Source organism: Microbulbifer mixtoriginis (SeqCode) (genome assembly GCF_052467515.1).
In genome coordinates, this window is record NZ_CP174314.1 from 3,686,166 (window position 1) to 3,710,587 (window position 24,422).

Genomic DNA, 24,422 nt, shown 5'->3' on the forward strand with positions numbered 1-24,422 from the left:
TCGCCGTTTCTTTATTTGGTAATTAGGTATGCTTTCAAATCTAAGTCTTCAGGAGTTACTAACCACCTTAGGAAAAATGATTGAGACGGGAGAGGCAAGTAAAGTCTTACCTATTGCCCTCAAACTAAATAAGCAATTCCCCAATGAACCCAACATCTTGCATCTAATTGCCCTTGCCCAGGCCCAAAAATCAAATAAAAAAGATTCAAAATTATTTTTCAAAAGATCACTTGAAATAAAAAAAAATCAACCATTTGTCCATAACAATTTCGCCAATTTTCTTAAGCAGCAAAAACAAATAAAATTAGCTCGGCACCACTACAATCAAGCCATTTATTATCATCCAAAATTCGCGGAAGCCTGGCGAAATCTAGCAATATTAGAGTATGAAACAGGCAACCTAAACACAGCCTATGAACATGCACTAAAAGCATCAGAAATAGCTCCCGACCTTCTTGCAACATTAACTCTTCTTGGAAACATCTGCAGAAAAAAAGATCAGCTCAAAGAGGCCACCAATTTCTTCCAAGCGGCCAGAAAAAAAGACCCTAAAAATGTAAATGCCATTTATGGTCTAGCTATCACGTACTCAGATTTAGAGAAAACTGAAGAAGCTCTTACTTTATTTGAAGAGGCACTTAGTTTAGCCCCAACGATGAGTGAAGCTCTATACTCTAAAGCACTGGTAGAATTAAATCTAGGGCACCAAGACTCAGCTATAGAGACGCTAAAAAAACTAATTGATCTAAACCCCTTGCACGCGCAAGCCCACAAAACTCTGAATGAGGTTTATTGGCAGCTTGGAAATACAGATTTATTTTGCAGTAGCTACCTCAAGCTAACAAAAGAGAAAAGAGGGAACAAAGAAATTGCAATCCCTCACATAGAAAACCTCATCGCAGCGGGGCTAATTGAGGACGCGCAAAGTGCTTTAGATAATTGGCCTAATTCAAGCAATAAATTCGAATCAACTTTCCTTCGAGCCAGAATTGAAGAAGAAAAAGGAGATTTAGTAACCGCCCTGCAACTCTATGAAACTGCCTATTCATTGCAGTCGGATTTCAGCATTACCAAACAGTACTTGGCAATCCTTATGAAAACCCAAAATTTTGAGAGGGCAAACAAGCTAGTAAGTCAAGCGTTAGTGCACTCTCCTGACGATCAATTGTTATGGGCTATTCAGGGAACCTGCTGGAAAATACTGAACGACGAACGCCATCTTTGGCTTAATGCCAATGGGGACTATATTCGTGAATATGTGATACCCACTCCAAGTGGATTTTCTAATCTTGGTGAATTTCTTCTAACATTAAAAGAAGAACTGCTCAAAATACACAACTTAAAAGAACGCCCCCTCTTCCAGTCAGTACGCTCTGGAGTACAGACCCCAGGAAGATTACTTCACAAAAACAGACCTATAATTCATACCTTAAAAGAAAGCCTGAAAGAGGCGACCAGCCAATATATATTGAACCTCCCCGAGGAGAAAGAGCACCCTTTTTTAGGTAAAAAATCTATAAACTTTAAATTCTCCGGATCATGGTCCGTGATGCTAAAAAATAGCGGTCACCATGTTAGCCATGTGCATACTCAAGGTTGGATAAGTTCGGCTTTTTATGTTGAAATCCCACCATCTACAAGCAAACGCACTCCAAAAGATGCGGGCGATATTTATTTTGGTAAATCCCCATACCAATTAGGAGACAAAGATTTTATCGAAAAGCAAATAACACCTCAAAAAGGGACTCTAGTATTATTCCCCTCTTATACTTGGCATGGAACAGTACCATTATCAAATAATACAAAACACCTGAGAATTACAACGCCATTTGATGTTATACCGAACCATAGATAAAAGATGGTTAAACTTACTACTTAACCTGCCCTCGCCTCAACCAACCTGTAATAGAGTAGCGACTCTCTCGCGCAAATGGAGTTACGTATGAAACCGAGTGCTTCTGAGGAACTTTGAATACATTAATAGCATTAAAAGTGGGCACCAACCCTTGAGTCACATTTATTTTCCTCCCGTAAAAATGTAGTATCCCCCCCCAATCCGCATCCCAATCCGGGGTTAGATTTATTACATATGCTGCCACCCTGTTTTTACCATGAACACCATCATCATGCACCTTAAGGAAATGCCCCCGATCAAAACAAGTTGCCTGTACATCAGCAAAGGATATACTTTGATCTCCAACAATTGAGCGCATTAAAGATAAGAATGGTCGACTATTTACTAGCTCAACAATAGCCAAGAAACGCTTATCTTGACCATACCCACGACTGCAAAAATCAAATATAGGTATACTCTTGTAGAGGTATTGAAAGCCCTCTTCTGCCTGAGACCACACAACATCATTTAAAGTAGTTTTTTGCTTACTACTCCAACTACAAAAATCCAAAAAACTAATATCCGCATGAGACCCAAACTTATTAAAAGAAAGATTCCACTCCTCCTGCCCTCTCAAAAAGGAAAAAATATCCGCAGCTGATTGTGCCTGAAGAAAACTAGACACTTGCACAACCGACGCCTTTAAATATTCTTTGCGCAACTCTTCAACAGCAAAATCAGATGACATATAAAACATTAGGGGCCCAACAAATACTCTTTAATGGAACACAAATAACTAACTTTAGCAACCGATGCAAAAATGAGAGTATACAGATACAAACCATTCAAATGAAGCACCAAGCAGTACTCCAAAACAAACAACTAAAGAATTACACTAAAAAAATTAGGGATAACTTTACAACTCTCCAGAAAAATTGTGAAAGAGCACCCAGGATTCAATATTATTAGAAACCGAAAAGTCATATCAACAAGAATCTAACCCACCCCAAAAAACCACAAAGAAACCTTACATTATGGCAAATAAAAAATCTCGCAAAAACTTGAAACAGGCAAAGGAGAAAATTTTACAAAGTCCACCTCAAACTCAGAAAAAGGCATCGAAACCGTACAAAACAATATTCTGCACTCTATAAAACTAACCACCCACTATAAATTCACAAAAACTGCAGCAAACCCAAATAATCCAACCTCCCCTTAATTACGAGCCTACTCGAATCACCATGCCAACAATAAGATCTTATTTTTTTGAAAGATCAAAACGAAACTTAACCACGTTAGGATTCTTTATGTTATTAATTTTTTTAGATACAAGTTCAGGCCCCACTTCATAGCTTAAACCACCATCATTTATTCTTATTTAACACCATGAAAAGAGTAACAATGTTAACCCTTTCAATCATATTTATATTCCCAAACAGATCTAGTCGCTCGATAGCAACCATTTAAATGGCCAACCTTTCCGCACACTCCAAAATACTCTCACCTAGAAATCCACTCAGAAATTACACTTTTAGCTGGTAGCCGATGTATACTTCCACCTCGAAATCAGGTTAAGTGTGAATCTGGGACCGATACCATCACTACAGTTCCTGATAGACCTCAACCGGTCATGACCCTCATCGCTACTGATAGGTACGGCTCTTCATATGCCCCTGCTTTGATTCAATGGAAGTTAAAGCTCGATTTATCATTGCCAAGTATATCAACTATTTCCAGAATCTAACTTTCTACAGAAACTAAAACGATGAAATTTAATCAAAACCGCTATAAACATTTGATTAATCTTAAAAAGGGAAACCAGGGAGAGCCAAACAACAAATTAGCAGGAATAACATAAGCATGAAATATAAACTAAACAGTGGGTTGGACCTCAACCACTGGAATAACGTATTCAGCATTGACCTAAAGTGTCGAATCAAAAATCTATTAAACTATGAATCCGCATGCCAAATAAGAAGCGAGATTCAAGCTAATGCTAAATTTAGACAGGCTCACTTTTCAGGGAACCAATATTCTGAAATCTCAAAGGACGAGTTTGCCCAATTAGAAGCCAATCAGAGAGTTTCACTCATCAAAAGCGTTCATAATTTAGCAAGAAACGGAGTTGGATTTTGGTACGGAAGACAAGGACTCAACCAAAACTCCCCACCACATCTCGCCCAGATTTATAACCTGCTATCTAGTGAAGCGATGATGTGTAATGTTAGAGCAATCACCGGCATTCCTTCACTGGCTTACCTAAGCGCCCAATTAACAGCCTTTGCTCCAGGGGACTTTATTACAAGGCACAAAGATGATATTTCATCCGAGAAAAGGCGCATTGCATTTGTATATAACCTATCAGAAAACTGGCACCCTGATTGGGGCGGCTTACTTCAATTTTATAAGAACGATGGCACCCCTACAGACTGCTGGTCACCCTTATATAACAGCTTGTGCTTATTTGACGTCAAACACGTCCACTCCGTGACTTGTATTGCCCCATTTGCACCAAAATTGAGAATAGCTATTAGTGGATGGTTTCACGATAGATAAAAAAAATATTCAATTGATTACAGTATAAATGGATCCAGTTGCTCTTACACAATAGATTGCTAGTGTACATAACTAATAAGATGAGAACTTGGGGCAGAAAACAACAAGAATAAACGATCAATTAGCACTGCAATCAAATGATTGCAGTGCCCTCTAGTCAGCCTCCACCTTCAAGAGCCGGCGCCGATACATAAAAGCGCTAGGTTGCATTCTCCCCTCAAGGGTAAAAAATTAATACATTGAGAAAGCTTCCTAATCAGCAACAAAATTCAAGCAAAGTAAGAAAATATAGGATGAAAAAACTAAGGTGATTGGTATATCTCTATAAAAATCGTTTTCTTCACATCTCTTGATTCAGTACATAAGTCATCAAAATTGTCATAATAGTTCCATATCGAAGCTTTTTCATTTAAAGTCAGCTTTGACAGGTTATCTTGTAATTATCTTATAGCCATAAAAGCACCTTAAGTATAAAAAGGTTCCACTATGATCAAGACCAAACTGAGCGTTGCCATTGCAGCACTGGGCACAATCGCCAGCTCTGGCGTTTTCGCCCAGGAATCCATCCCCGGACCAGAGGTTGAGGAAGTAGTTGTTACTGGTTCCCGCATTGCTCGTGACCCACTATCCACTACCGGTCCCATTACTCTAGTTGACTCTGAAGCTATCCAGCGCTCCGGTGTTGGCACCATCGATGAGTTGCTCAACCAACTTCCATCCATGGGAACAACCGGTATCAATGCCAATGACAACAACGGTGGTGCTGGTCTGTCATTTGTGGACCTGCGTAACCTGGGTTCTGCGCGTACCCTGGTACTGGTTAATGGTCGCCGCTTCGTATCTTCCAGTTCCGGTGTCGCTTCTGCTGTAGATATGAACAACATCCCGGTTGATATGATCGATCGTATCGAAGTTCTAACCGATGGTGCTTCCGCCGTATACGGCTCTGACGCTGTAGCCGGTGTTATCAACGTAGTTTTGAAAGACTCTTTCGATGGCGTTCGTGTTAACGCCCGAGCAGGTGCCACTGAAGCAGGTGGCGGTGAGAATGGCGAGTTGTCCATCACCTTTGGTAAGGAGTTCGATCGCGGTCAATTTATCGCTAACGTTACCCATAGCAAGCGCGATGAAATTACTTATAAAGATCGAGACTGGGCAGGATTAACAAGTGCTGTAGCTGCCACAGGTTCCTTATTCACTAACTATGGTGATGATGGTGCTTTCACCATAAAGGAAGGCGGTACTGAACTTGGAGATTACACGCGTTACGATATTGGCCAATACATGTGGCTATCTGGTGCTATGGAGCGCACCAGCTTAACAGGAAGTGGTACCTTCTCACTTACTGACTCTATTGAGCTTTACGGTGAAGGCTCCTACACCGTAAAGACCACAAACCAACAAATGGCCGCTCAGCCGTTATACACGGGTAATGGTTTGGCCCTAACCACAGACCATCTTCCCGCCGAAATTCAGTCACAGCTAGCAGAAGCTTGGGATGAAGCAGAGAGCCAATATCAAATTGACCTAGCAGAATACGAGGCTGCTAAAGCAAAGTGGGAAGAGCTGGGCAAGCCCGATGGACTAGAACCTGAAAAACCGAAAGCCTCTCATGGTGAGAACTGGGCTGATGGTGTCTCCACTATTCTTGTGCGACCCGTAGACACAGGAACCCGTGACTCAGAACAGAAAACGGAAACCTTCCGTATTCTTGGCGGAGCACGTGGCGACCTGGCTAATGGCTGGGGTTGGGACACCTTCTTAAGCTATGGCAAAAATGAAGGTGAAAACACCTTAGCCAACGCCATCAGCAAAACAAAGTTGCAAGAAATTCTCGACGGCACCAGCGGCATTGAAGAGGAGAATATTCAGTTCTTCGGCGGTCTCAGTGATGAAGTAGCTAACTATATCGGCTACACCGACCGTGAAGATAATGAATATGAAATGATCAACTTTGGCGCCAGCCTGACTGGAGATATCGAGGCAGTTCAATTCCAAGGCGGCGCTCTTGGTTTTGCTACTGGTGTTGAGTATCGCAAAGAGTCTGGCGAGTTCAATCCAAGTATTGAAACCCAAAGTGGTGATACTTTCGCTAATAAGCAAGAAGCAACTTCCGGTGACTTCGCCGTTACCGAGGTCTTTGCGGAGTTTAACCTGCCAATTTTGTCTGGGGCCAAGTACGCAGATGAACTCTCTGTTGATGCTGCTATACGCTACTCCGACTACGATACTTTTGGCGGTCAAGCAACTTACAAAGTTGGTGCCGTTTACGCACCGACAGAAAACCTACGCTTCCGTTCCAGTCTATCTACCGCCTTCCGTGCACCTGGAATCTATGAACTCTATAGCGGCACCGCCCAGAGTTACCCATCACTAATCGACCCTTGCGCGACTAACAAAGAAGTTAATTCTAAAGGTCGAGGTGGTAACTGTGACGCACTGGGAGTTTCCGAAACTTTAGTACAGGTAGGCAGCCAAATTCCTGTAAATATTGGCGGCAATGCGGATCTACAACCTGAAGAGTCAACTAGCTTTACAGCCGGAGTTGTATGGACCCCAGCATTTACTGAAGATTTATCCATTACTTTGGATTACTTCAAGATAAAAGTTGAAGACGCGATCCAGTCTCCTGACCTCCAGCAAATACTGGATGACTGCTACCGCAATGAAGGCAAAGAAGCTGCCTGTAACTTTATTACACGCCTGAATAATAACGATATCATCGACATAAATGGCGCTAAGATGAATGTTGGTGAGATCAATACCAGTGGTATCGATATCGATGTTGTACAAAACTTCCACTATGACGCTGGTAAGCTAGCCCTCCGTGCTCAGGCTACTCACTTACTTGAATACGAAGAGCACAATTCCCAAACAGGTAGTACCACTGACTACCTCGACTACATCGGCAATACAGGCGATGCATATACCAAGTGGCGCGGCTTGGCGAGTGCAACCTGGTACGCCGATAACTGGGACTTTGGCGCAGACGTCCAGTACATTGGTGATGGCCATAGTGAAACGTTGGATATGCCGTCTCACACTTACCTGAACCTCAAGGCAGGTTGGGATGTAAATGAGGCTATGCGCTTAACCGCTGGTATCGACAACGTAACCGATCGCGATCCATCCTATACCGCAATCACTGGCGCTAACAGTTTCGATACTAATGGCACTTACGACTACCAAGGCCGCTATGCCTGGGCTGGTGTTACTTACCAGTTCTAATTAGCGAATCTCGCAAGTCAATAAATAAGAAAGGGGCCGATCTGGCCCCTTTCTTTGTTTAGCGATTAAGCATTTAAATTTAGTACGCACTTGTACTTAACATTTAATTACAAGTAGCAGAAGTTCTTAATCGTTCTGCATTATCAGGTGTAATTTTCTCTGATAGGCGTTGACTGTTGAGGGACTAGTCACCAGCGAGAAAGCCTCTTCAAAACTCTTTCTTGATGCTGCCATTTCCCCAAGCTGATATCTGGCCAACCCGAGTAAGAAGTGGAAGCGATGATCACCCTCATAACGCGATACAGCCTTGCGCAAACGATGTTCGGCACGCTTAAAGTCGCCCTGCTCATAGGCATCCCGTGCCTGGTAGAAGAGATAATAGGGATTGCGTTCCCGGTGGTAGCGGGCACGCTTGGCATATTCATCGGCAAGTGCTTGCTGGTCGTTGTATCGGTAGAGGCGCTCCAGATTGCTGATTGCAACGAGGTTGCTGCTTTCTAAATGCAGGGCTTGCTGGTAACTATGCTGCGCCTCGATTAGAAAGCCGAAGTGGCTGTACATGGCTCCCAAATTGGCCCATAAATCGCTTCTCTGTGGACGCAGCTCCAGAGCCTTGCGCAGATATAAAAAGGCTTGCTCTCTCTCCCCTTCACGCATCAACTCAACCCCGCGATTACTGTAGTAGAGAGCAAAGGCCGTTGTGTCATCCAGGATATGCTGATCGTAAGCGGGGTCATAAGCGGCAAGGTTGAAATCGACTACGCGGCGGCCTCGCGAGCTTTCCGATACCATATTCACGTGTCGGTAAACGATGAAGGTCTCAGCCTCATCGTGGCTCCAGACGGGAGGTACTTCTACCTGGTTGAAGGAGGCCTCAGCCCCTAATTCCCTGGCCATCGCCACCATCATCAGTGTGAAAGCTAAGCAGTTACCCCGTGCCTGCCGATAGGTTTCCATGGCTGTAAAGGTAGCGCTTTCATCATACTCCACAGTGAAGTCGCGCTGCTCAAAGGCCCGTATCAGGGCTGCCAAACGACGTTGCGGGCTGGCATTTGGAGCTAACTCTTTCAAATAAGCGCGTATATCTGAGTCCAACCCCAGAAGATCTTCTTGCGGCAACTCCCCCAGGGAGACCGCTCTGCCCAGCAAAGCCTCACCGCTTAAGGCATTTCCCAAGTCAATTGACTGAATATGACCAGACGGTAGCCTCGCACATGCATTCAAGAACAGGAGCAGACTTAGCAGCAATAGGGTTTTCATTGTTATTTTCCCCTTAAAATTCCATATTACGCAGGATTTACCACTTATCACGCAGCAATGGAAGCACCTGATTACCATTTCTCTAAATTGTTCCACAACGGTTCGCCTGTAATTTAGTCAGCTGGTAAACTCTGTCGGCTGTACTGGAAGCTCTGGAAGCAGCCCAATCAATCCCGCCCCTTATCCGGGAGAATGGCTAGCGGAGGTTCCCCAATAACTATTACAGACAGAGGAACTTCTATGTCTTCTAATGTCGCGGACGTCACAACGGCGGCCACTCCGAGCTCGGGCGAATTGCTCGGCCACCCGAAAGGGCTCTATATCTGTTTTGCTACAGAGCTGTGGGAGCGATTCTCCTTCTATGGGATGAAGTACTTGCTCCTACTCTACCTCACCAAGTATCACCTTTTTACCGATAGCGCGGGTTACGACGTACTCGGCGCTTATGCCGGCTTGGTATACGCTCTGCCCCTGATCGGTGGCCTACTGGCCGACCGCTACCTGGGTATGCGCAAGGCCGTACTATTTGGCGGTGTACTGCTGTGTCTAGGCCACTTGTTAATGGCTGTGGAAGGCCATCAGGCTATCTCCTATGCGGCAGGTACAGTTCTTTCAGAAGCCATTACTTTGAATGATGGCAGCGTGATTGCGGCAGGGACCACCCTGACTGAAAACGTAATTATTCAGGATGTGGTGGCCCTCAAAGTTTTCTTTATGGCCTTGGCACTGATCACCGTGGGAGTCGGCTTCTTGAAGCCCAATATTTCCACCATTGTCGGCCAACTCTATCCGAAAAATGATTCCCGCCGCGATGCCGGCTTTACCATCTTTTATATGGGCATCAACGTAGGTTCCTTTATTGCTACCCTGCTGTGCGGTTGGCTGGGAGAAACTTACGGTTGGGGCTATGGATTTGGTCTTGCCGGTATCGGTATGGTCTTCGGCCTGATCACCTTTGTTTGGGGCCAAAAGTACCTTGACGGCCTGGCAGAACCGAGCCGTCCGGAAGTACTGAAAGAAAAAGCGCTTGGTCCGATCAATAAAGAGTGGGCTGTTTACCTCGGCGCCATCCTGTCTCTTGGTTTGGTTTGGTACCTGGTACAGAGTGAGCCCATGGTGCACCTGGCTCAGAACAGCCTCTTGATCGTCGCAATCGTCGGCCTGATCCTGTTCTCCATGCTGTACAAAGACAATAAGAGTAAAGATGTTGTCGCCATTGGTATGGCCGCTCTGTCTGCCGGCCTTGGCCTGATTTGGGCCTTCAATGGCGACGACCTGTGGTTGGGCGGCATGTTGCTGGCTCTGGTAGCCTTTATTGGTTACGGCTTTGTCCGCCACTATAGTGAGGAGTTCTCACGTACCGTGGTACTGATGGTCCTCATTACTTCTACTATCGTCTTCTGGGCATTGTTCGAACAGTCCGCAGGTTCTATGACCCTGTATGCAGACCGTGTACTAGACCGCTCCATCGGCGACGGTGAAGTACGCGCCTCCATGTTTGGCTCGCTCAACGCAGGCTTTATCATGCTGCTGGCCATTCCCTTTGCCACCCTGTGGGTTTGGCTGGGCAAGCGCGGATGGGAGCCAAGTACACCGGTGAAATTCGGTTTGGGCATTATCCAAGCTGGCTTGGGCTTCGGCGCCTTAGTGCTAGGTGCTGCATACCCCACAGAGGCCGGTAAAGTGGCAATGATCTGGCTAGTGCTCGCCTACCTGTTGCACACCTCTGGTGAGCTGTGCCTCTCCCCTGTTGGTCTGTCCGCCGTGACCAAGCTGTCCATTGGCAAAGTGGTCAGTGTGAGTATGGGCACTTGGTTCCTGGCAACAGCCCTGTCAGAAACCGTTGCAACCCGTATCGGTAAGATGGCAGCTGTTCCCCAGGATGGAGCAACTGATCTCGCCTCCACTCTGGCGACTTATACCAACCTGTATGAGTATCTGATGTGGTGGGGCCTGGGTGTCGGTGCATTGATGATTGTTATCTCACCGCTGCTGAAAAAAGGCATGTGTGGTATCCGATAAGAAGAACCGCCATAGCATTAAAAGGCCGCTGTTTTACAGCGGCCTTTTAATTTTTGGCCTCCCGCCTCTCAGGGATAAATAAAGCTCGGCGAACCTAATTGGCGCCGAGCCAGGCAATCAATACGCAGTCAGTAGCTTTAGCTCAGCCCAACTAATAAATTGAAGTTCTGCCAAATAAATCGAATGCCGATAATGCAGAGCAATAAGGCAAAGCAAAGTTTCAATCGCTTGGCAGATATCTTATGCGCCAGGTTAGCCCCAAGCTTGGCAAAGAGCACGCTGGTAAGAACAATCCCTAAAAAAGCCGGCCAATAGATGTAACCACTGCTCCAGTCCGGCAATAACTTATTACCCCACCCCTGAACAACAAAGCTCAGCGAACCAGAGATGGCAATAGGCAAACCAAAAGCCGCTGAGGTACCCACTGCCCGCTGCATTTTGACAGCAAAGTGCGACAGATAGGGAACAATCAGCGCCCCCCCGCCAATACCAAAAATGGCCGCGAGCCAACCAATTACCCCCCCCGAACAAATCAGCGGGAGTGAGCCAGGTAAGCGGTCATCACTCTCCTTCTGGGAGGCTGCGCGCAAGCCACTCACGCCCATACGCACAGCCATAATTATGGCGAAGACACCAATCAGGAGTTGTAGCCAGGCTCCAGGCAATAGGTCCGCAGTCACGCCGCCCAACCAAGATCCAACAAGTATCCCAGGGGTCATAACCCAAAAAAGATGCCAGTCGACGGCGCCCTTGGCATTGTGAGCCCATACCGAGCTTATTGAAGTAATAACAATGGTTGCTAGAGAGGTACCCACAGCCATATGGGTCAGCACTTCGGGAGAAATACCCGTCGCGGAAAAGATCAGTACCAGAGCAGGAACAATGATCAGCCCCCCACCAATCCCCAAGAGGCCTGCCGCGGTACCTGCAACAGCACCGAGTAATAAATAAACAAGCAACATTTCCATGTTGCTTCAGTTTAGTCACCCTGTGTGACTAGGATGTGTTACGGGCAACAGGGAGAGTACAAAGCACCCACCCCATAACTGCGCTTTGCCAAAAGCTCAGATCAATATGACCTGAGCAACCTTACTTCACAGAGCCAGTAAGCCACTATTCAGCCAAATGAAACGTCCACCAATAACGCAAAGCAAAACTGCAAATCCATGCTTCAACCACTTTGCCGGTAGGCGGTGGGCCAGATTAGCGCCGAAGCGAGCAAAGATCGTACTGGTCGCAACAATCCCCAAAAAGGCAGGCCAGTAGATAAATCCACTGCTCCAGCCTGGCAGTAGAGTGTTGCCCCAACCCTGCACCGCAAAGCTGAGAGCTCCCGCAATGGCGATGGGCAAACCGCAAGCTGCGGATGTAGCAACGGCTCTCTGCATCCGCACCTTGCAACGGGACAGAAATGGCACGGTGAGCGAACCACCACCAATGCCAAAGATTGCCGAAACCCAACCAATCACTGCACCTGCGCCAGCTAATATGGGGGCTGCCGGTAAAATACCGGCACCCTCCTCCGCCCCACTGTGCCGCAAGCCACTCAGCCACATGCGAATGGCGATAACGATGGCAAAGACACCGATTAACAGCTGTAACCAGGCCCCAGACAACCAATCTGCTGTCATTCCGCCAAGCCAGGAGCCAATAAGAATCCCCGGAGTCATCATTCCAAACAAGCGCCAGTCCACCGCACCTTTTTTATTATGTGCGCGCACTGAGCTGATAGAAGTAATGATGATGGTTGCGAGAGATGTCCCCACCGCCATATGAGTAAGGATATCCGGGGAGATACCCATGGCAGTAAAAACCAGCACTAGGGCCGGCACGATAATTAAACCACCGCCCACCCCAAAGAGGCCGGCAATAGTCCCTGCCGCAGCCCCCACCAACAAGTAAATAAGTAAGGTTTCCATCCAGTCTCTATCCTTTAAACAACCGCTAGCACTGACCGCAGCGCCCTTGGGCCTGTGAGTTATCACTATTTTTTGAGAGGGAATTTAGATGGCACCCGAGTGCCGATTACTCACGGGCTTCAACGGTGAGCCAGTCAAACCCTTCCTGCTGACAGGCGAAAATGCAGTTCTCGACACTCTCCACCATTTCTGCCAGAGCTGAACGAGCAAGTTCGAGAGTATTGTTTTTTTCGCTAATATGGGCGACCACCAGATGCTGCAGCTGTTCATAACCCACACGCTGTAAAAATCCCGCAGCCTGCTGGTTACTCAGGTGCCCATAGGCACCACCTACACGCCGTTTCAGAGAGGGGGGGTAGGGCCCCTGGGCCAGCATCTGTGGGTCGTGGTTGGCTTCCAGAACCAGTGCATCGCAACCTGCAAAATGGGATTCCACATGGGGCGTTACTGTGCCCAGGTCGGTCAATAAGCCCAAACTACTCCCTCGGCTGCGGAATACATACTGTGCAGCTTCTCTGGCATCGTGCGGCACGGCGACAGGTGTCACCTGAGTATCCCCAATCAGGAAAGGCTGATGCCCTTCAATCAAGTGCACTTGTGGTAACTTGCCGATATCACGAGCACGAAGAGTCCCTGGAGTCAGGTAAATCGGCAGGCCATACTTACGCGCGAGCGGAGCGACACCAGAGAGATGGTCGCTGTGCTCGTGGGTTACCAGTATCGCAGCGAGGTCAGCCGGAGACATACCGAGCCTAGACATACGTCGCTCGGTTTCCTTGATGGTAAAGCCGCAGTCCACTAACAGACATTGGTCGCCACTGGCGACCAATGTACCGTTTCCTTTACTGCCGCTTCCCAGTGAGGCGAAGCGCAGACCCATTATTAAATCAGGTTCTGCTGAATAGAGAGCAGTAGCTGGGAGGCCTTGTTGCGCGAGAGAGGCTGACCGCGGGTATCGCGGATACGCACTTCGATCTCATCGTCACCACCCCGAATCACAATTAAGTAGCCGGGGAAGCCGCCCTCAGGAATTGAGCCGACACCCAAGCCTTTGATTTCCTTGAACAGCGCAGGCTCACTACCCTCAGAGGTATCGATACCGGCAAGGATCTGCTGCAGGGTTATCTGGTCGGCATTTTCGGCCAGCTCATCGTCCTGCTTGGACTTCTTACCCCAGGAGAACCAGCCACCATCATCCTCTTCACTCTCCGCCAACTCGCGCTCTTCATCGTAGGTAACGTAGAAAAGACCGATATCGGAATCCTCGCGATGCAAGCGATAAGCGCCGGCATTCACAGCGTGGGCAACGGTAGCCCAAGCACGTTCCATCTCGAGCCCCATGGAAATATAGGGTTCGTGGCCTACGGGTTCACGCAGCTGCACCTTTACAGAGCTACCACCTATGGCCTGGGCCACCAGAGAGGCCGAAGCACCGGAGGCATCTGTGGCCAGGGCAGTGGACATCTCATCGATCATCCAACCCTCGCGCTCCGGGCTGCTTGAGAGTTGCGGCCAGTTGACCGTTCCCCCCACAGGAGCATCCACCGCAACAGATAGGTGGCGCACGTGGACCTCCGTGGTGTCCGGCTGAACACCAGTCTCTATCTGCAGACGATATTTATCCTTGGTATCGGGGCTCTCGTTAAATGTCATCCAGGCGGTTTCCATAATACCGGCACTGGCATCAGACATCTCCACGGTCAGCCCGGAAGTGCGCAGAAAATAGTGCAGCTGGGGCCAAACCTCTTCGGGGGGTTGGGAAATCAATACCCAGCGGCTGTTGCCCAGCTTCTGAATTTTTACCCGCTCCAGCCCTGCATTGACCGATAGTGCCTGTGGACGCGGCACTTCAAAGTCCCCATCCTCTAAGCCATTTCCGGCGATCTGAGGAATCTCGTAGAGTTCTTCCTGGTGTTTGGCGTTGATACCCTCTGGAATCTGCAGCGGCGCCAGGCTGTCCGCCTGCTGGTAATCGTTACTGCGATCGCGAAAATAGCCATCGTTGCCGAACACACCACAACCCGCCAGGCTGAGACTAGAAATACAAAGCGCGACTCCAACGGTCAATTTGTTCATTAAAGCTTTCCTGGTTAATTCACGATTCGCAGGTTTATAGTACGCCGGCACTGCGAAGAGCCTCGCGCACTGTAGCATGATGCTCGGGCGAGAGACTGGTCAGCGGCAGGCGGATGCCACCATCAATACGCCCCATCTCCCGCAAAGCCCACTTCACCGGTATCGGGTTGGACTCCAAAAACAAAACTTTGTGCAATATTTGAATACGCTGGTCTATTGCCCGTGCAGTCACGGCGTCTCCAGCCAGCGCGGCCTCACACATCTGAGCCACTGCCGCTGGGGCCACATTGGCAGTGACACTGATATTACCTTGGCCGCCCATCAACATCAGTTCCATGGCAGTACTATCATCACCGGAGTAGAGTGCAAAGCCCTCTGGCAAGGTATCCAATAAAACTTTAGCGCGCTCCAGATCACCGGTGGCCTCTTTAATCCCAACGATATTACCAATAGATGCCAGGCGCTGAACTGTCTCAGGCAACATATCGACGGCAGTGCGGCCGGGCACGTTGTATAGAATCTGTGGAATCGGCACAGCCTTGGCGATAGCGCGGTGATGTTGATATAAACCTTCTTGGCTCGGCTTGTTGTAATAGGGCGTCACCAATAGACAGGCATCGGCACCACAGCGGGCGGCACCTTCAGTTAGATCGATCGCCTCGGCGGTAGAGTTAGCGCCAGTACCGGCAATTACCGGAATACGCCCCGCGACCTGATCCACAACCCGACGGATAATCTCAACATGCTCATTAACGTCGAGGGTTGCGGACTCTCCTGTGGTCCCCACGGCCACTAGTGCACGTGTGCCCTGTTCAATATGCCAGTCAACTAGGTTACGCAAACTGTCCCAGTCCAAGCTTCCGTCTGCAAACATTGGGGTGACCAGGGCCACCATACTGCCGGTAAACATCCTCTCTCCTTATTTATTGCGCTCGGCCTGGAATAGCACCGCCAAAGTCGAACTGGTATGTTACTTAGGGCGCAGAATCTATGCCAGTGCCACTAGCTCGCTACCTTCCTGCGCTTCTTTTTCTTCTTGCGCACACCTTCATAGACATTGGTTGCGCCCTCTGGACGGGTCTTAAAGCGGCGGTGAACCCACATATACTGCTCGGGCGCCTCGCGGATACGCGCTTCGATGAAGCGGTTGACCAGAATCGCGTCCTGTAGTTCATCACCGGAAGGAATTTCATCGATGGGATCGTACACTTTGAGGCGATAACCGGAATTGTCATCCAGGCGGGTAAGCACGTAAGGCACAACCCTAGCGCGCCCCACACGGGCAAATCGCGAAGTCCCTGTGACGGTCGCTGCAGGCACACCAAACAAAGGCGCAAAAACACCCTGCTTAATCCCATAATCCTGATCCGGAGCATACCAGACCGCCCGACCATGTTGCAGGGCGCGCAATACTCCACGCACATCCTTACGCTGATAAACGCTGCCACCACCTGTATGGCGCTCGCGTCCTTTGCGTTGCATATAGTCATAAACCGGATTTTTATGGGGCCGGTACATGCCATCCAGGGTAATACTCATACCCATCAGGGCCGCCCCCATCTCCAGAGTGGTGAAGTGCATGGCCATCAACAACACACCCTGCCCCTGAGACTGGATTTGCTGTAACTGCTCAAGGCCCTCGAAAGTACATCGCTTTCGCAACCAGCGCGCTGAGCGAAACCAGGCCATACCGGTTTCCATTAACGCGATGCCACTGGATTCAAAATTGCGGATAAGTAAGTTTGCCCGCTCGGTATCACCGAGCTCGGGAAAACACAGGGCCAGGTTGCGCTCGGCTATGGTGCGGCGGCTCTTGGCCATTCTGAGCATTGCTCGGCCAAAACTGCGTCCCATTGCCAGCTGCCAGCGATAGGGCAGTTGAGCCACCAGGAACCAAAGACCGAACAACAACCAGGTCGGCCAGTATCGGGGGTGCAGCAGGGCCGCTCGAAAACGAGGTTTTTCCATCGGGTATCGCTACGCGGCCGGGGAGTTCCCCCGGCTTAATCGGTTGAATTCGGCGTAGTATAACCTATGGGATACGGCGCAGGGGTGGACAACTGGCCAGTGACACGGCGGATTAATGACGCAGCAGTGAGTCCAGCTCATCGACTGCGACGCACCAGTCAGAATCTTCTTCTATGGCACTCTCGAGAAATTGTCTCTGCCCCTCGGTCCAGAAAGATGCTGCGGACAGTTTCTCATGCCGATGCAGGTAATGAGTGATCAGAAACTCGTGTATTTCCGCATCCTCTGAAGCCAGCCCCAGCTGGGCGAACAAGTCATTGAGAGTGTGATGCCCGGTGGTCTCCATAAAAGCTCCCTAAAGTTTTCCCTTACCGGTTACGCAATTTTCTCTCCCAATTATAGATATCTCCACCCGCGCACTAAGGTGCCGGGTTAGGGTTTTCGCTGTGGATTGCCTCAATTGCGGCCAGCACTTCCTCATCGAGCTTTAAATCAAGGCTGGCAATATTTTGGCGCAACTGCTCCATGGTTGTGGCACCGATAATATTAGAGGTCACAAACGGCTGCTGATTGACGAAGGCCAGGGCCATCTGCGCAGGGTTTAGATCAAATTGACGCGCCAATTTCACATAGGCCTCGGTAGCTGCACCAGTGCGCCCGCCCGTATAGCGCTGGAAGCGATCATATAGTGTCAAGCGTGCGCCGACGGGCTTTTCCCCTCCCAGATACTTCCCGGAGAGGACCCCAAAGGCCAGTGGCGAGTAAGCCAATAATCCACATCGCTCGCGCAGGGATATCTCGGCACAACCAATCTCAAAAGTGCGATTCAATAAGTTGTAGGGATTTTGGATCGAGGCGATGCGCGGCTTACCTAAAATCACCGACTCCCTAAGATACTCATGCATCCCCCAAGGGGTCTCATTGGATATGCCAATGTGGCGCACCTTACCCACCTTGACCAGCTCCTCCAAGGCATCGAGAGTCTCGGCAATAGCGATGCCATCATCCCCTCCATGCTGATAGCCGAGACGGCCGAAAAAATTGGTCAGGCGCTCGGGCCAATGCACCTGGTATAGGTCGATATAATCGGTAGCTAGCCGTTTGAGGGATTGGTCACAGGCCTCCAGTATCTGCGCACGGTTCAGCCGCGGGCCCGAGCGCAGATGCCCAACGCCGGAGTTTGCCTCCCCACGCCCGGCTACCTTGGTGGCGATAATCACCTTGTCGCGCCCACCGCGGGCCGAGAGCCACCTGCCGATAAACTCTTCCGTCCGCCCCTGGGTCTCTGGCCGAGGTGGCACCGGGTACATTTCGGCGCAATCAATAAAATTCACCCCTTGCTCGAGGGCATAATTCAGCTGTTCGGCGGCATCATCGGCGCTATTTTGCTCGCCAAAAGTCATGGTGCCCAGGCAGATCTGGCTCACTTTGAGATTGCTGGTACCGAGCTGGCGGTATTCCATGAAGTCCTCCCCGCAAAAACAAAAAGGGAATTATGACCCCTTGCCGCAGGTAGAAAACAGGGAAATGAAGAAGTAATTAGGGAATAAGAGAAAATGCCATGTAGACCTTAACGGTGAGGCAAAATAAAGGGGAGTAGCGACACGACTCCCCGTGAATAGGGGCTCCAACTTGAGCCCCGCAAAAATCAACGGAACTCCGCCTCTACCAATGGGCTGGTATCCGCCTCATAGTCAACACTCTCAGTGCCAAAACCAAACAGCTTGAGAAAATCCGCCTGATAGCCACTGTAATCAGTCAACTCAAACAAATTTTCCGCCGTTACCTGAGGCCACAGGTTTTCAATCTTAGCCTGGGTCTCCGGGCGCAGCTCTTTATCATCCATGCGCAGGCGGTTCTCTTCATCGAGGCGCGGCGTATCGGTATAGAGCCCTTCGGTGTAAAGACGATACAACTGCTCAATACAGCCCTCGTGAGTGCCCTCTTCTTTCATCACCTTGTAGACCAGGGAGATATATAGCGGCATTACCGGGATCGCGGAGCTGGACTGGGTAACCAGAGCCTTGAGTACCGCAACATTAGCGTTTGCCTTACCACTCTCGGTAATCGCCCTGGCGGCGCGATCCAGGTCTTCCTTGGCCTTGCCGATGGTGGCGTGGCCATAAATCGGCCAGGTGAGCTTTTCACCGATATAGGTGTAAGCCACCGTCTTGCAGTTATCGGCCAGAACCCCAGCTTCGCCCAGGGCCTGCATCCATAGTTCCCAGTCCTCACCACCCATCACCTTCACGGTGTTGGCAATCTCTTCCTCGCTGGCGGGGTCGACAGTGATATCGGAAATTTCCAGTTTGTCGGTATTCAGGTTTTTGGCGGTATAGGATTCACCGATGGGCTTTAATACGGAGCTGTAGAGTTCACCGGTCTTGGGATCTGTACGGCGGGGTGAGGCGAGACTGTAGACCACAAGGTCTACTTGCCCCAGGTCCTCTTTAATCATCTCAACAGCCTGGGCTTTTACCGTGTCGGAAAAGGCATCGCCATTGATACTCTTAGCATAAAGGCCGGCCTTATGCGCCTCGGCCTCAAAAGCTGCGGAGTTATAGTAACCAGCGGAGGCTGTGCGCTTCTCCGTGGGCGGTTTCTCAAAAAACACCCCCAAGGTATCGGCGCCACTGCCAAAGGCGGCAGTAATCCGCGAGGCCAATCCGTAACCGGTGGAAGCACCCACGACCAGGACACGCTTTGGACCATTTTCGATCACTGGCTGCGACTTGATGTAGTCAATCTGCTCACGCACGTTGGCAGCACAGCCCTGCGGGTGGGCATTGGTACAAATGAATCCGCGAACTTTCGGCTGGATAATCATCCTAACAGTCTCTCCCTATGCACTTGGGGAATCGTGGTTATGTGATCACAGATACGCGGAACACGCATCGGGGAAAACGGTGCTGCAAACCCTGCGCATCGACGCCTGAGTCACACTGATAGGTCATTCTAATGGTTGTGGCCTAGGAGTCCCATAGCCCCTCTTCCCTTCAAACAGCCTCACTGTCCAGAACCTCCCCAATAGCGGCCAAAGTGGCCAAACACCCCTAAAGTGACTTTTTGCACTATTTTTGCGCATCAGGATTAATTTCACGCCGGATATACGGCTTAAATCTCTTGTTATGGCACGCATTCCACCTGAAAAGCTCAGCTAGACTTTCTCAGGCTTGGCACGCTGTGTGCAGAACACTCCATATACGAAAGCTATCGGTTTGAATACTGGAAGCATCCAATCCGAATAGTCACTGTGCAATTACTTACCCGTCGAGCGTTAAACCCAAAGTAAGTTAGGAAGGTCAGCGTGAAATATTACTCCCGTCACTGTGTCAAACCCTGCGATCTGAATCCCGCACAGCGCCTGTTTGGCGGTCAGCTGCTCGCCTGGATTGATGAAGAGGCCGCCATTTTTGCTGGCTGTCAGATGGGCACGCCCATGCTGGTCACCAAGCTGATGTCAGAGATTGACTTTGTTAGTTCAGCCTGCTGCGGCGATGTCGTGGAATTCGGCTTTGAAGTGGTTGGTATTGGTCAGACCTCCCTGACCGTGCACTGCGAAGTGCGCAACAAGCAGACCCAACAACTGATTGTGCAGGTGGAACAGATTGTTTTCGTGGCACTGGATGCCAACGGCAAACCCACTCCCCACGCCAAGGCCGGGATGACCCTTGAGCAGGCGCGTATCGCTACGCGGCGTGAGCGGGAGCTTCGCGAGCGTCGATTGGCCGGTTAAAGCTCTCTTTAATCCCCAGAGAGCTATTCCTGTGGATGGCGGTATAATGACCATTTTGTCACTGCCGTTATCCACCATGTTGCAACTACGCTTTAAAACTCCGAGGGCCTGGGCAGAGGTAGTGCTCAAAGATTTCAATCGTTTTCTACAGGATCACGCCGCCGCCGAAAAGAAGGCCTCTGGCATGGCCGTCTCCATGTTCTCCCACTATCCGGATAAACCTCTGTTAGTGGAAGCCATGGTGAACCTGGCATTAGAGGAAATGAACCATTTTCGTCAGGTCATCAAAATCATGCACGAGCGAGGTATCTACCAAGCAGCGGACGAGAAAGATCCCTATATCCACGCCCTGCGACAGTTAATCCGCCGCGGCCCTGATGAATACTTGATGGATCGCTTGCTCACCGCAGCCATTATTGAGGCGCGCGGTTGCGAGCGCTTTGGCCTGGTGGCCGAAGTACTACCAGAGGGGCCGCTGAAAACTTTTTATCGGGTAATCACTGAGAGCGAAGCCCGCCACCATGAACTCTTTTTAGAGTTGGCACTGGAATACTTTCCTAGCCATACAGTAGAAGACCGCCTTTGCCATCTACTGGATGAGGAAGCGCGAATCACTGCGGCACTGCCCTACCGTGCGGCTCTGCACTAGTCAGGGATGGAGGCAGTAATCCGATACAACCCACGGAGATAAGCAATCGTGTATGCTGGCGCGGATATACCTTGTCTGTAATGAGGTTTCCGCATTTATGTCCACCCTTCGCCAACACTGGTACCGCTTGGTACTACTGAGCATTTTCGCCTTTACTTGGGGTTGGTCTGCCTGGCAGCCCCTACATCCGGATGACTGGTTGCTGGAAAACTATCTGGTCTTTGCAGCCCTTCCCGTTATTTTGCTCAGCGCCCGGGTATTTCCTCTATCCAGGGTTTCCTACACGCTAATCACCCTGTTTATGTGCCTGCATGTCATCGGCTCCCACTACACTTACGCGGAGGTACCATTCGGTTTCTCCATGGGAGAGTGGCTCGGCAGCGAGCGCAATATGTACGACCGATTGGTGCATTTTAGTTTTGGCTTATTACTGGCCTACCCGGTACGAGAGATATTGATCCGCCTCGCCGGTTTGCGCGGTTTCTGGGCTTACTTCTTTCCGGTGGATGTCACCTTCGCCCTGTCCTCCATTTATGAAATTATCGAGTGGCAAGCGGCGCGCACAGTTTCCCCGGAATTGGGCATCGCCTTTCTCGGTTCACAGGGGGATATTTGGGATGCGCAGAAGGATATGTTACTGGCGGGCCTGGGCGCCATAGTCGCTATGTTGATTGTACTGACCCTAAACCTGTGGCTGAACTCCAATACTTGGAAAGAAATACGCAGTAGTATGCGGGTTCCTGAAGGGGACAGGGCCAGAGGAGAAGCCAAACTCCTGCAATGGTGGCGCAACCGGCACAGCCATTAATCCTTCAGCCTGTCCCTGCGTAAGTCAGTGGCAGGCGGGTAGTCTGTTTCATGGTCTCCATCACAAAACTGGAACTGACATCGAATAGGTCAGCTTTAATCAGCGCCTTGTAAAGGCGGTCGTAACCAGGCATATCGGTAACCACCGCCTTGATCAGGTAATCAAGATCCCCACTCATACGGTGCACCTCCAATATCTCGGCGATGCCTTGCACCAACTCACCGAACTGAGCAGCCCAATGATCATTGTGCTGATTGGTTCGAATGGAAATATATACGGTCAGTGGCAGATTGAGTTTCTTCGGGTTCAGCAGTGTCACCCGTTCGGCAATCACGCCCTCCTCCTCCAGCTTGTTAATACGCCGCCAACAGGCGGATTTTGATAGCCCCACCTGCTCGGCAATATCCCCCACAGAGAGTGTCGCATCCCGCTGCAATAACTCGAGAATTTGTTTGTCCTGCCGGTTAAGTACTGCTGCCATACCTGTCCCCACACCGACCATCAAATGGCCCATCGTCTCACTTATTCAACAGAATTCAACACAAAGAATCTAAAATCTTCAAGTTACGGCACAACGTTTCGGTGATGAGCTGAAAAACCACATAAATAGGCACATTGTTTCACTCCCAAAGCCCTAGAGTGCCCCTATAAAACAGGGAAGAGAATCATGACCACTCTTATCAAGCACATCCGTGAATCTGTTATCGGCGATCGCACACCGATTCCTACTCCTTTTGGACCTAGGCCTTTGGTTTATGCCGATTACACCGCTTCCGGTCGTTCATTGACGTTTATCGAAGATGCCATCCGTCAGCAGGTACTGCCCTACTACGCCAATACCCACAGCGAGAGTTCCTTTACCGGTGCCCAGATTAGTTCGCTGCGCGAGGAAGCACGGGAAGAAATTCGCCGGGCGGTCAATGCAAGCCCCGAACACAAGGTCATTTTTTGTGGCTCTGGCGCCACCGCTGCGATCAACAAACTGATCGATATCCTCAACATCCGTTTGCCGGCTGACCTGGATAAGCGACACCAGCTACTGGAGCAAATCCCTCCGCAACAACGGCCGGTGGTTTTTATCGGACCCTACGAGCACCATTCCAATGAATTGCCCTGGCGGGAAAGCATCGTCGAACTGGTTTCTATTCCCCTGAATTGCCAAGGCGGGCTGGATCTAAGCGGTCTGGAATCCATGTTGCACACTTACGCCGAGCGACCCGTGAAGATTGGCAGTTTTTCCGCTGCCTCCAATGTAACCGGCATTAAAACCGACGTAGCGGCCGTCACCCAACTGCTACACCGCTACGGCGCTCTGTCCTTCTGGGACTATGCGGCTGCCGCGCCCTATGTGGGGATCGACATGTGTGCAGTTGGGGACAACGGGGACAAGGCAAATAAAGATGCGGTCTTTATTTCACCGCACAAATTCGTCGGCGGGCCGGGTAGCCCCGGTATTCTGGTGGTACACGAGCGGCTATTAAAAAACTCTGTACCGGCGACTCCCGGCGGAGGCACAGTACTCTATGTCACCCCGCAAGATCACCGTTACCTGGAGGACCCGGAGCGCTGTGAGGAGGGCGGCACACCCGCCATTGTTGAGTCTATTCGCGCCGGCATGGTCTTCAAACTGCAGGGGATGGTGGGCACAGAAGAAATTGCCAGACGCGAAGAGCAGTTTATCAACCGAGCGCTGCAGCGCTGGTCCCGTGAAGAAAATATCGAAATTCTCGGCAACCTGCAGGCACCTCGCCTTTCCATCGCTTCACTGCGTATTCTCTGGCAGGGCAAGGACTTGCACTACGGTTTTGTTGTGGCACTGCTCAATGATCTGTTTGGTATCCAGGCCCGCGGTGGCTGCTCCTGTGCCGGCCCCTATGGGCACGCACTGCTCGGCATTGATATGGAGCACAGCCGCGCTCTGGAAGAACAGATTCTAAAGGGGCAAAAACTACTACGACCCGGCTGGGTGCGCCTGAATTTCAATTATTTTATCGACGAAGGCACCTTTGAATACTTGCTAGAGGCAGTTGCCCTGGTCGCACAGCACGGCTGGAGGCTGCTGCCCTATTACGCCTTCGACACGGCTCAAGGAGTCTGGCGCTTCCAGCAAGAAAAACTCGGCCCAATTGTCAGCTTGGCAGAGATGGATTTTTTCGCTGGGGCAATAAACGAAGAAGAGGAGCCTCAACCGCTAAGGAACCTGAGCGACTACCTTGCTATCGCGGAGGAGGAACTATGCCGAGCTCGGCCGGAGGCGCACTACTGCGAATTAACACTACCTGCAGATGCCGAAGCACTGCGCTGGTTCACCAGCCCCAGGGAGGCAGCGTTGGCACTCTGAGGCCGCAACCCCAGAGCTTCAATGA

General features: G+C 50.0%; 20 protein-coding genes. 8 read left to right on the forward strand and 12 right to left on the reverse strand.

Going from position 1 to position 24,422, the window contains the following annotated elements; translation table 11 throughout:
* The first annotated feature begins 28 nt into the window (after window positions 1-28).
* Window positions 29-1,855, forward strand: a complete 1,827-nt coding sequence (locus ACJJIT_RS15850; protein ID WP_444899013.1) for a tetratricopeptide repeat protein — start codon at window positions 29-31, stop codon at window positions 1,853-1,855.
* Between the two features lie 16 nt (window positions 1,856-1,871).
* On the opposite strand, the gene ACJJIT_RS15855 is transcribed toward ACJJIT_RS15850, so the two are convergent.
* Window positions 1,872-2,591, reverse strand: coding sequence for a 2OG-Fe(II) oxygenase (locus tag ACJJIT_RS15855; protein ID WP_444899014.1), 720 nt, complete (start codon window positions 2,589-2,591; stop codon window positions 1,872-1,874).
* A gap of 1,103 nt (window positions 2,592-3,694) precedes the next feature.
* Between ACJJIT_RS15855 and ACJJIT_RS15860 the strand changes: the two genes are divergently transcribed.
* Window positions 3,695-4,390, forward strand: coding sequence for a 2OG-Fe(II) oxygenase family protein (locus tag ACJJIT_RS15860; protein WP_444899015.1), 696 nt, complete (start codon window positions 3,695-3,697; stop codon window positions 4,388-4,390).
* Between the two features lie 486 nt (window positions 4,391-4,876).
* The gene (locus tag ACJJIT_RS15865; protein WP_444899016.1) at window positions 4,877-7,618 is read left to right on the forward strand and encodes a TonB-dependent receptor plug domain-containing protein; all 2,742 of its coding nucleotides are present in this window, start codon (window positions 4,877-4,879) and stop codon (window positions 7,616-7,618) included.
* Window positions 7,619-7,744: 126 nt separating this feature from the next.
* Here the strand turns inward: ACJJIT_RS15865 and ACJJIT_RS15870 are convergent, their stop codons facing one another.
* Window positions 7,745-8,878 carry a tetratricopeptide repeat protein gene (locus ACJJIT_RS15870; RefSeq protein WP_444899017.1) on the reverse strand — a complete coding sequence of 378 codons (1,134 nt, stop codon included), beginning with the start codon at window positions 8,876-8,878 and terminating at the stop codon, window positions 7,745-7,747.
* Between the two features lie 240 nt (window positions 8,879-9,118).
* On the opposite strand from ACJJIT_RS15870, the gene ACJJIT_RS15875 reads away from it, so the two are divergent.
* Window positions 9,119-10,900: a peptide MFS transporter gene (locus ACJJIT_RS15875; RefSeq protein WP_444899018.1), complete on the forward strand. Its 1,782-nt coding sequence runs from the start codon at window positions 9,119-9,121 to the stop codon at window positions 10,898-10,900.
* Window positions 10,901-11,037: 137 nt separating this feature from the next.
* On the opposite strand, the gene ACJJIT_RS15880 is transcribed toward ACJJIT_RS15875, so the two are convergent.
* The 9 genes from ACJJIT_RS15880 to fabV all read right to left on the reverse strand — a co-directional run bounded on the left by ACJJIT_RS15880 (window position 11,038) and on the right by fabV (window position 19,690).
* Complete coding sequence (locus tag ACJJIT_RS15880; protein WP_444899019.1) at window positions 11,038-11,868, reverse strand: sulfite exporter TauE/SafE family protein; 831 nt, start codon at window positions 11,866-11,868, stop codon at window positions 11,038-11,040.
* Window positions 11,869-11,994: 126 nt separating this feature from the next.
* Complete coding sequence (locus tag ACJJIT_RS15885; RefSeq protein WP_252084670.1) at window positions 11,995-12,819, reverse strand: sulfite exporter TauE/SafE family protein; 825 nt, start codon at window positions 12,817-12,819, stop codon at window positions 11,995-11,997.
* 106 nt (window positions 12,820-12,925) lie between these two features.
* Complete coding sequence (locus ACJJIT_RS15890) at window positions 12,926-13,699, reverse strand: MBL fold metallo-hydrolase (protein WP_444899020.1); 774 nt, start codon at window positions 13,697-13,699, stop codon at window positions 12,926-12,928.
* A gap of 2 nt (window positions 13,700-13,701) precedes the next feature.
* Complete coding sequence (gene bamC, locus ACJJIT_RS15895) at window positions 13,702-14,895, reverse strand: outer membrane protein assembly factor BamC (RefSeq protein ID WP_252084668.1); 1,194 nt, start codon at window positions 14,893-14,895, stop codon at window positions 13,702-13,704.
* A gap of 34 nt (window positions 14,896-14,929) precedes the next feature.
* On the reverse strand, window positions 14,930-15,805 hold the full coding sequence (gene dapA / locus ACJJIT_RS15900; protein WP_252084667.1) for a 4-hydroxy-tetrahydrodipicolinate synthase: 876 nt from the start codon (window positions 15,803-15,805) through the stop codon (window positions 14,930-14,932).
* Between the two features lie 92 nt (window positions 15,806-15,897).
* Window positions 15,898-16,863, reverse strand: coding sequence for an LpxL/LpxP family Kdo(2)-lipid IV(A) lauroyl/palmitoleoyl acyltransferase (lpxL, locus tag ACJJIT_RS15905; protein WP_252084666.1), 966 nt, complete (start codon window positions 16,861-16,863; stop codon window positions 15,898-15,900).
* Window positions 16,864-16,975: 112 nt separating this feature from the next.
* Window positions 16,976-17,209: a DUF2789 family protein gene (locus ACJJIT_RS15910; protein ID WP_252084665.1), complete on the reverse strand. Its 234-nt coding sequence runs from the start codon at window positions 17,207-17,209 to the stop codon at window positions 16,976-16,978.
* Window positions 17,210-17,282: 73 nt separating this feature from the next.
* The gene (locus ACJJIT_RS15915) at window positions 17,283-18,326 is read right to left on the reverse strand and encodes an NADP(H)-dependent aldo-keto reductase (RefSeq protein WP_444899021.1); all 1,044 of its coding nucleotides are present in this window, start codon (window positions 18,324-18,326) and stop codon (window positions 17,283-17,285) included.
* A 185-nt stretch (window positions 18,327-18,511) separates the two neighbouring features.
* Window positions 18,512-19,690: an enoyl-ACP reductase FabV gene (fabV, locus tag ACJJIT_RS15920; RefSeq protein WP_444899022.1), complete on the reverse strand. Its 1,179-nt coding sequence runs from the start codon at window positions 19,688-19,690 to the stop codon at window positions 18,512-18,514.
* A gap of 480 nt (window positions 19,691-20,170) precedes the next feature.
* Here fabV and ACJJIT_RS15925 point away from each other — a divergent pair, with 480 nt between their 5' ends.
* The 3 genes from ACJJIT_RS15925 to ACJJIT_RS15935 all read left to right on the forward strand — a co-directional run bounded on the left by ACJJIT_RS15925 (window position 20,171) and on the right by ACJJIT_RS15935 (window position 22,056).
* Window positions 20,171-20,599, forward strand: a complete 429-nt coding sequence (locus tag ACJJIT_RS15925) for an acyl-CoA thioesterase (protein ID WP_252084662.1) — start codon at window positions 20,171-20,173, stop codon at window positions 20,597-20,599.
* Window positions 20,600-20,675: 76 nt separating this feature from the next.
* A complete protein-coding gene (locus ACJJIT_RS15930) occupies window positions 20,676-21,248 on the forward strand; it encodes a tRNA-(ms[2]io[6]A)-hydroxylase (RefSeq protein ID WP_444885957.1) in 573 nt (190 codons plus the stop codon).
* A gap of 97 nt (window positions 21,249-21,345) precedes the next feature.
* A complete protein-coding gene (locus ACJJIT_RS15935) occupies window positions 21,346-22,056 on the forward strand; it encodes a DUF2238 domain-containing protein (RefSeq protein ID WP_444899023.1) in 711 nt (236 codons plus the stop codon).
* 4 nt (window positions 22,057-22,060) lie between these two features.
* Here the strand turns inward: ACJJIT_RS15935 and ACJJIT_RS15940 are convergent, their stop codons facing one another.
* Window positions 22,061-22,537 (reverse strand): Lrp/AsnC family transcriptional regulator, encoded by a 477-nt coding sequence (locus tag ACJJIT_RS15940; RefSeq protein WP_444899024.1) that lies wholly within the window; start codon window positions 22,535-22,537, stop codon window positions 22,061-22,063.
* Between the two features lie 186 nt (window positions 22,538-22,723).
* Between ACJJIT_RS15940 and ACJJIT_RS15945 the strand changes: the two genes are divergently transcribed.
* Window positions 22,724-24,397 carry an aminotransferase class V-fold PLP-dependent enzyme gene (locus ACJJIT_RS15945; protein WP_444899025.1) on the forward strand — a complete coding sequence of 558 codons (1,674 nt, stop codon included), beginning with the start codon at window positions 22,724-22,726 and terminating at the stop codon, window positions 24,395-24,397.
* Window positions 24,398-24,422: the final 25 nt, after the last annotated feature.